The sequence below is a fragment of the Serratia sp. NPDC078593 genome (genome assembly GCF_050268245.1).
Taxonomy (GTDB): Bacteria; Pseudomonadota; Gammaproteobacteria; order Enterobacterales; family Enterobacteriaceae; genus JBNNGK01.
This window is the reverse complement of the sequence record NZ_JBNNGK010000036.1, coordinates 1-8,118: the sequence shown is the minus strand read 5'-3', so window position 1 is coordinate 8,118 and position 8,118 is coordinate 1. Positions and strand designations below refer to the sequence as shown.

The following is an 8,118-nucleotide window of genomic DNA, read 5'->3' as shown; positions in this document are numbered from 1 at the left end:
CGTCGCCACAGTGCCTGTGGCGGACTCAGTCCGGAACAATTTGAAAACCAGAATCTCGCTTAGGGCCGTGTCCACATTACGCGGGTAGGATCACTCTCTATCATTACACGATCCGTTTTACCAGCGTCCATCCGGATATCACTGCTGATATGTTTCTCACTAAACCGGCAACGTTGAGTATGGGGACCGGTGCCCTCGTCAATCCGATAGAAGGAAAAACTGTACATGGGGTGGTCACCAATTTTCGACGATGTAACGGCTCACGCGATCAGACGACCTACCAGATAATTATTGAGCCCTTCCTCGCCCTGCTGGATAAGCAATTCCGTACTCACCGTTTCTTTGTCAATAAATCGGTACCGGAAGTGGTGGAGCAGGTGTTGCAAGATCACGGCCTGAAAGGCTGGGAATATGAGTTCAATCTGAAGATGGACTACCCGAAGCGTGAGCAGATTAACCAGTATCAGGAAAGCGATCTGGCCTTTATTGAACGCCTGTTATCTGAGGTAGGGATATTTTACTTCTTTACCCTGCATCCGGATACGCAAACGGAAGTGGTGCATTTTGCCGATAAGCAGAGCGCCCTCGAGTTCGGAAAAACGCTGCCGCTGAACAGTCCATCAGGTATGCATGACAGCGCCGTCGATTCTGTATGGAATGTCAATATACGCCACAATGTTGTAGAGCGCTCCGTAACGGCGAGTGACTACAATCACCGTGAAGCACAGAAAGTACTGAAGTCAGCGCCCGCTGATATGACCCGGGGGGACGGTGAGGGGATCACCTACGGTGATGTGTACCACTATCGCCCGCGTCACCTGGAAAGTGGGGATAAAATCGATCCGGCGGCAGAAACCGCGAACTTCTGGGCGCGTCTGGAGCATGAACGTTATCTTTCCGCCCAGACCACTGTCGCGGGCAGTAGCACTGATGCGACGCTGGGACCTGCTCAGGTACTGATCATAACCGAAACCGCCATTCCCCCCACGCTGCCTGTAGAAACCGAAAATGGCGTTGTCATCCTGAGCGTGTTTTTTACCGCCAGCCGCAAAAATGCCCTACAGGTGAACTGGACGGCGACGCCCTACAGCGAAACCCGCTGCTGGCGACCGGCAGCCAAGCCCCGCCCGGTAGTCAGCGGTACGTTGACCGCGCGCATCACCAGCGCCAAAGACAACGATATCTACGCCTGGCAGGATGCAGCCGGTTTGTACCGGGTGAAGTTTGATGCCGATCGTGATGATAAAAGCCAGGGGCAGGAGAGTATGCCGGTGCGGCTGGCGAAGCCCTACGGCGGCGATGTTTACGGCTTCCACTTTCCGCTGATACAGGGCACCGAGGTGGCGATAGCCTTCCATGAGGGCGACCCGGACCGGCCATACATTGCCCATGCGTTGCACGACTCGCGCCACGTTGATCATGTTACTGAAGCCAACAGCACGCGCAATGTGATACGCACCGCGGGCCTGAATAAACTGCGCATGGAAGACAAGCGCGGCGAAGAGCACATCAAGCTCAGTACCGAGTACGGCGGCAAGACGCAGTTGAATTTGGGGCACAACGTTAATGCCAAAAGGCAGCGGCGCGGTGAAGGGGCGGAACTGCGCACCGATGATTGGGTGAGTATTCGGGGCGGCAAAGGGGTGTTGATCAGTGCCGATGAACAACCTAAAGCGCATGGCGCAATGTTGGATATGAATGCGGCAGTGGCACAATTGCAAAACGCGCTACAATTGGTCACTGCACTTGCACAAAGCGCTGGCACCTCTGGCGCATTGGATGCCGATCTTAACTCGCAGCAACAACTTGCCCAAACGTTGAATCAGCTAAAACAGGCGGGGCTGCTCTTGTCTGCACCGGCCGGTATTGGCGCTACGACGCCCAAAAATATTCAGCTTTCAGCAGGGCATACCTTGACGGCAACCGCCGGCGAAAATGCGGATATGACTATTTTTAAAAGGCTCACTGTCGCGGCAGGTGAGGCTATTAGTTTATTTGCCCATAAACTGGGGATAAAGATCTTTGCCGCCCGTGGGCGGGTGGATATTCAGGCACAATCAGATGCTATGCAGCTTCAGTCCGATCAAAGGATGTCAATTAATAGCGTCAACGGTGAAATGGTATTGAATGCCGCCAAGGGAATTACTCTCACCAGTACTGGCGGTGCCTACATTAAGATTAAAGACGGTGCGATCGAAATTGGCGCGCCGGGAAAAATTAGCCTGAAGAGTGGCAGCATTAATTGGGGGGGAAGCGCTTCTCTTGAGCAAGCGCTAATGCCCGCAACGATTGAGGATCCACAGTATCAATTTCCAATGAGCGGTGGATTTCAGGTTGTGGATAAGGCAACGCAGCAGCCGAAACCTTGGATTGCTTACCGTATAGAAACCCCGGATGGTAAAACGCTTCGCGGTAGAACCGATAAAAATGGTTATACGCAAAAACACTATGGTATTGACACGAAAAATATTAAGTTGTTTTTTGAATAATTAAGGTGAGTGGGTATGGATACTATAAATAAGCCTGATGCCGAATGTCAGTTAAATAAATCTGATGATAACGTGACCCAAGTATGCCATGAGTCAGGCATACTCTATTTCCGCCCGGAAACGGAAGAGATTATTGTTGTCCCCGCGCACGAGGCAGGAGAATTTGAAACGCATTGTCTTGATATGCTAGGGCGTGTGGATGAATTTCATCAGGCGAAACAGACTTATTCTGCGGCAATAGAAAAATATGGGCTGCAACGGCAACAGCCAGGCGCAGACATCAGTTCACAGGCTGCGGAGGTTGTCGCGGCAGAAAACACGCTGGAAAAAAAGAGAGCGGCGTTACTGGATAAGCTAAAGGATGGCGCAAGCAGCAATATGGGATACCAAGATGTCGTGGAATTAATTCCGTTACTGGATACCCGTAAACGTGGCCCTGGGAATCAACGGCTGGGTAGGCGTTACGCCTACGCCAATCAGCGTTATTTTTCTGAGCGCTCGGGTGGGCGCTCCCAAGCCGGTGCCAAAAAGAAGTGGCATACCGTTACCCTGAAAAATAAAGATAGCGCCACGGGTAAAGAGAGCATTTATAAAGAAGACAGCCAGGGGCGGCGAACCATTGATACTAAAAAACTGAAAGATCAGTTAACGAAAGATAAGTTACCGGTGCTAAAAGCTGAACTTAAAGATTATGTTGATTTAGATGATTATAATCTGGATGAAACATTATTTGAGTGGGCAGAAAGCTGGAACCAAAGTTTGGAGGGTAACCATACTTTTGATAACGGTGTTGAGGTATCGGGGGCGGCGCAGTTTATGCGTTTTATTTCCAACGTTGGTGCCGAGGCGGAATTCAACCCAAATGAAGGGAGCATCAAAGTAAAAGGGGAAGCAAAAGCCTCGGTGGCGATTGCTTCGGGCGTGGGTAACGCGGTGCTGTATATTCCGGATCGGCTGGGGTGGGATTTAAGCTACCAGCCAGGGAAAGAGCAGGACGACAGCGCCACTAGCCAGGTATTAACCGGGTTCAATATGGGCGTAGTGCGGATTTACCTTGAAAACCAGCTAATCGGTTTTGTCGGTGCTTCCGCCCAGCTAGAAGCGCAGCTGCAGGTGATGGTAAAAGATGATGAACAACAGATCGTTGCCGGTCAGCCACAGGGGCGTTTGCCTCGTTTTCAGGAACGTCAGTCAGGCCGCAATGGTCAGTTTTATCGACAGATGAAAAAAGAGGATGAAGGGGCCTCGGTATCTGCCGAGGTGTTTGCTGGTGCCAGAGCCGAATATGTGCTTAAGGGGGCGGTACAGTGGCTGAAGCCCACGCCACCGCCGGATCCGCAAGGCAAAGAGATAGCCAAGACGGTGGGTGAGTTTACCGATTTTGCCGCCATTGGCGCCAGCATTGCCGGTCTGGCGGGGATTGGTGCAGGGGCGAAGTTTTTATGTACCTTCATCAACGGAAAATTCTGCTTTAAGGTTGCTGCCAGCCTGTGCTGTGGCGTCGGGGCTAAAGGAGCATTTCTCTGTGAGGTTGGGGTTAAAACATTACAGGAGTTTGGCAGTTGGCTGGCCTATCAGTTATTTCTGTTGGATTATCGATTTTTTGAATTAGTGGTTGAGGATGCTTTTAAAACCTTTACCCGTATGTGTGTGATGCAGATTGCAGATCTAACAAAAAACATATATCAGATTTATAATAAATTAGAGCTTGAAGTTGTGAATGTTAGCCTTGAGTTTGTTACCTTCGTAAATACGCTAATTAATGAAAGCAAAGAAAATATTGAAGCTTCTAAAAGACGTAACCAGTTAGCAAAAAATATTATTGCTGAACCGGATCGACTATTAACCTATACCCCGGAGGCCAAGGGAATATTACTGTATCTGCTCACCCGCCACGGTAAGTGGGATCACCTCGACTGGGACAACCGTGGCAGTATGGGGCTGGATATCTACTTTGAGCGAAAAGAGGCGATTATTCAGGTGCTGTGTAGCATTCAGACCCGGCGCGAATGGTTTAAAGTGATGTGCCATCGCAGTTCGGACGGTTCCGATCTTGCGCAGAATGGAGATGAAGAATCGGTGGTAAAACAGCAGGAGCGGCAGTTGCTTGAATTTCTTCAGGAAGGGTTTAATCGTGATCAAGATATGCAGCGCAGGGCCGCTGAGCTTGCGGTGCTGGAGCTATCGAAAGTCTATCATCGCCTGAAAACGGAGCAGGAACTCTCCTGGGGTTATGCGCTGGCGATGAACAACACCCCTTATTACCAGCTGAACCGCATGCCTAATCCCCACTTCCCCCAGTGCTGCCAGTTTGGCCCTTGTGATGCAACCATGACGCAAATAGCCTAAGGATAAACAATGAAACAATACGGAATACTGTTGCTGGCCCCGCTGCTGCTGGCGGCCTGCGATAATCCCTCACAAGAGACCGCGTTGATGCAGCCACCGCCACAGGACAATGCCGAATTGCAAGCGTTGATCCGCCAGGTCAAAAGCAATCTAGTGTTTGTTCAGGGCGGTGATTTTTTAATGGGCGACTTTGGCAAAGAATATGGCCCGGAGAAGATTCAGCTTGATACGAAAAAGGACAGCAAGCCGCTGCATAAGGTTACACTGAGCAGTTACTCGATCGGTAAATTTAAAACCACCAATCAGGAATATCAGCTTTATCTGAAGTTGAATAATCTACAGTTAAAGAAGGAGGATAATTCACTGAGTCAAAAGCTGTCAGATGCGCTGAATACAGTGCCTGATACGCCGGCACATATGGATTGGTTTGATGCGGAAAAATACTGTACCTGGCTGGGTAAAGTGAGCGGCCTACCGTTTGCCTTGCCGACCGAAGCCCAGTGGGAGTATGCCGCCCGCAGCCGGGGGCAGTTTTTTATTGTTGGAACCAATAGCGGCGAGCTGGAGATGGACGGGATTCGACGCGGAGTTAATATTTCAGGTACGTTAGATCGTAAAGAGTTTGCAAAAAAAATGGGGCTCAGTTCAGACATAGATACAACAATGCCAGTAGACAGCTATCCGCCTAATCCGCTGGGTATTTACGATATGGCGGGTAATGGTTACGACTGGATTAATGACTGGTACGATCCTGATTATTATAAGAACTCCCCGACTAAAGACCCCAGAGGACCGGAGAAACCGGTATATAAGAATTATGAGGGAGTTTATGATACTGAGGCAAAGTATCAGAAGGTACTGCGGGGAGCAGGAACTTCTGGTCCCTTTAAGGGAATAACAATTGTGAGAGCTAGACGTAGTCCGGATACTAAAGCTATTAGTGATACTACAGTCCGCTGTGTTGTTAACAGCTCTCAGCCGGTAAAATAGAGGTATGTATTTTGATACACCGAATCATGTTTGTGCTGCCGCTGCTGGTCGCCTGTGATAACGCCTCATCGGCAAAAGTATCACCAGCGTCTGACCGGAGTACTCAACTCAATGCTGAACTACAGAAAATGATTAACCAGGTCAAAAGCAATCTGGTGTTTGTTCAGGGCGGTGATTTTTTAATGGGCGACTTTGGCAAAGAATATGGCCCGGAGAAGATCCGTTATGACGCCAATAAAGACAGTAAACCGCTGCATAACGTCACGCTGAGCAGTTACTCGATCGGTAAATTTAAAACCACCAATCAGGAATATCAGCGCTATCTGAAAATAAATAACAAGACGTTAAGCAAGGGCGGTAATTCGCTGATACAAAAGCTAATGGATGCTCACAATAAACTCCCCAATACCCCGGCGCATATGAACTGGCATGAGGCAGAGCAATACTGCGCCTGGCTGGGCAAGGTGAGCGGCCTGCCGTTTGCGCTGCCGACCGAGGCGCAGTGGGAGTATGCTGCCCGCAGCCGGGGGCAGTTTTTTATTGTGGCCACTAACAGCGGCGTGCTGGAGATGGACGGTATCCAGCGTGGCATTAATATCTCCGGCTCGTTAGATCGTGAAGAGTTTGCCCGAAAAATGGGGCTAACTAGCGGAATTTGGACCACATTACCCGGGGACAGCTATCCGCCTAATCCGCTGGGTATTTATGATATGGCAGGCAATGGGTATGAGTGGGTCAAGGACTGGTACGATCCGGACTATTACCAACACTCTCCTGCTGTTGACCCTCAGGGGCCGGAAAAACCCGTATATAAAGATCATGAAGGTAAATACACTAAAGTGTTGCGTGGAGCGGAAACCTCAGGTCCCTTTAAAGGCCTGACCATTGCCCGTTTTAAGCGTAGTCAGGATACTAGAGCTACCTTTGTCACCACGGTTCGTTGCGTGGTTAACAGTCCGCAGCCGGTGAAGTAATGCCTCTGGCGATATAAGGATGCATGATGAAACAAGGATATGTTTTGCTGCTGGCCCCGCTGCTACTGGTGGCCTGCGATAATCCCCCACAAGAGACCGCGTTGATGCAGCCCCCGCCACAGGACAATGCGGAACTGCAAGCGTTGATCCGCCAGGTTAAAAGCAATCTGGTGTTTGTTAAAGGCGGTGATTTTCTGATGGGTGACTTCGGTGGTGATTATGGCCCGGAAAAAATTCAATATGACACTAATGAGGATAGTAAACCGCTGCATAACGTCACGCTGAGCAGCTACTCGATCGGTAAATTTAAAACCACCAATCAGGAATATCAGCGCTATCTGAAAATAAATAACAAGACGTTAAGCAAGGCCAGTAATTCGCTGACACAAAAGCTAATGGATGCTCTCAATAAACTCCCCAACACCCCGGCACATATGAATTGGCATGAGGCAGAGCAATACTGCGCCTGGCTGGGCAAGGTGAGCGGCCTGCCGTTTGCGCTGCCGACCGAAGCGCAGTGGGAGTATGCCGCCCGCAGCCGGGGGCAGTTTTTTATTGTGGCCACCAACAGCGGCGTGCTAGAGATGGACGGTATCCAGCGTGGCATTAATATCTCTGGCTCGTTAGATCGTGAAGAGTTCGCCCGCAAAATGGGGCTCAGTACGGATATATATACTGCTATGCCGGTAGACAGCTATCCGCCTAATCCGCTGGGTATTTATGATATGGCGGGCAATGGCTATGAGTGGGTCAAGGACTGGTATGATCCGGACTATTACCAACACTCTCCGACGATTGATCCGCAGGGGCCGGATAAACCAGTTGGTAAGGACTATAAAGGGAATTATGTTAAGGTACTGCGCGGTGCTGGTTTTTCAGGCCCTTTTAAGGGATTGAGCATCGTCAGGTTTAGTAGTAAACCCGATACTGAAGTTATTGGTGATAAAACAGTTCGTTGTGCTGTTAACAGTCCGCAGCCGGTGAAGTAATGCCTCTGGCGATATAAGGATGCATGATGAAACAAGGATATGTTTTGCTGCTGGCTCCGCTGCTGCTGGTGGGCTGCGATAATCCACCACAAGAAACCGCGGTGATGCAGCCCCTGCCACAGGACAATGCGGAACTGCAATCGTTGATCCGCCAGGTCAAAAGCAATCTGGTGTTTGTCCAAGGCGGTGATTTTCTGATGGGGGACTTCGGTGGGGAATACGGTTCGGAGAGGATTCAGCTTGATACTGAAAAGGACAGTAAACCGCTGCATAACGTCACGCTGAGCAGTTACTCGATCGGTAAATTTAAAACCACCAATCAGGAAT

Annotated in this window: 5 protein-coding genes and 1 pseudogene; all 6 read left to right on the top strand. The window is 50.0% G+C overall.

Going from position 1 to position 8,118, the window contains the following annotated elements:
* The first annotated feature begins 149 nt into the window (after positions 1-149).
* Entirely contained in the window at positions 150-2,489 is a 2,340-nt protein-coding gene (locus ACQKDS_RS19940) for a DUF2345 domain-containing protein (protein WP_399667069.1), read from the top strand.
* A gap of 15 nt (positions 2,490-2,504) precedes the next feature.
* The gene (locus tag ACQKDS_RS19935) at positions 2,505-4,838 is read left to right on the top strand and encodes an ATPase (protein WP_399667066.1); all 2,334 of its coding nucleotides are present in this window, start codon (positions 2,505-2,507) and stop codon (positions 4,836-4,838) included.
* A 9-nt stretch (positions 4,839-4,847) separates the two neighbouring features.
* Positions 4,848-5,828, top strand: a complete 981-nt coding sequence (locus ACQKDS_RS19930; protein WP_399667064.1) for a formylglycine-generating enzyme family protein — start codon at positions 4,848-4,850, stop codon at positions 5,826-5,828.
* 11 nt (positions 5,829-5,839) lie between these two features.
* Entirely contained in the window at positions 5,840-6,802 is a 963-nt protein-coding gene (locus ACQKDS_RS19925) for a formylglycine-generating enzyme family protein (protein ID WP_399667062.1), read from the top strand.
* 23 nt (positions 6,803-6,825) lie between these two features.
* The gene (locus ACQKDS_RS19920; RefSeq protein ID WP_399667059.1) at positions 6,826-7,791 is read left to right on the top strand and encodes a formylglycine-generating enzyme family protein; all 966 of its coding nucleotides are present in this window, start codon (positions 6,826-6,828) and stop codon (positions 7,789-7,791) included.
* A 23-nt stretch (positions 7,792-7,814) separates the two neighbouring features.
* Positions 7,815-8,118 (top strand): annotated as a pseudogene (locus ACQKDS_RS19915) (formylglycine-generating enzyme family protein); the annotation flags it as partial.

Coding starts and splice junctions, on each gene's coding strand:
- ACQKDS_RS19935 (WP_399667066.1), top strand. CDS start 2,505: ATGGATACTATAAATAAGCCTGATGCCGAATGTCAGTTAAATAAATCT.
- ACQKDS_RS19940 (WP_399667069.1), top strand. CDS start 150: ATGTTTCTCACTAAACCGGCAACGTTGAGTATGGGGACCGGTGCCCTC.
- ACQKDS_RS19920 (WP_399667059.1), top strand. CDS start 6,826: ATGATGAAACAAGGATATGTTTTGCTGCTGGCCCCGCTGCTACTGGTG.
- ACQKDS_RS19930 (WP_399667064.1), top strand. CDS start 4,848: ATGAAACAATACGGAATACTGTTGCTGGCCCCGCTGCTGCTGGCGGCC.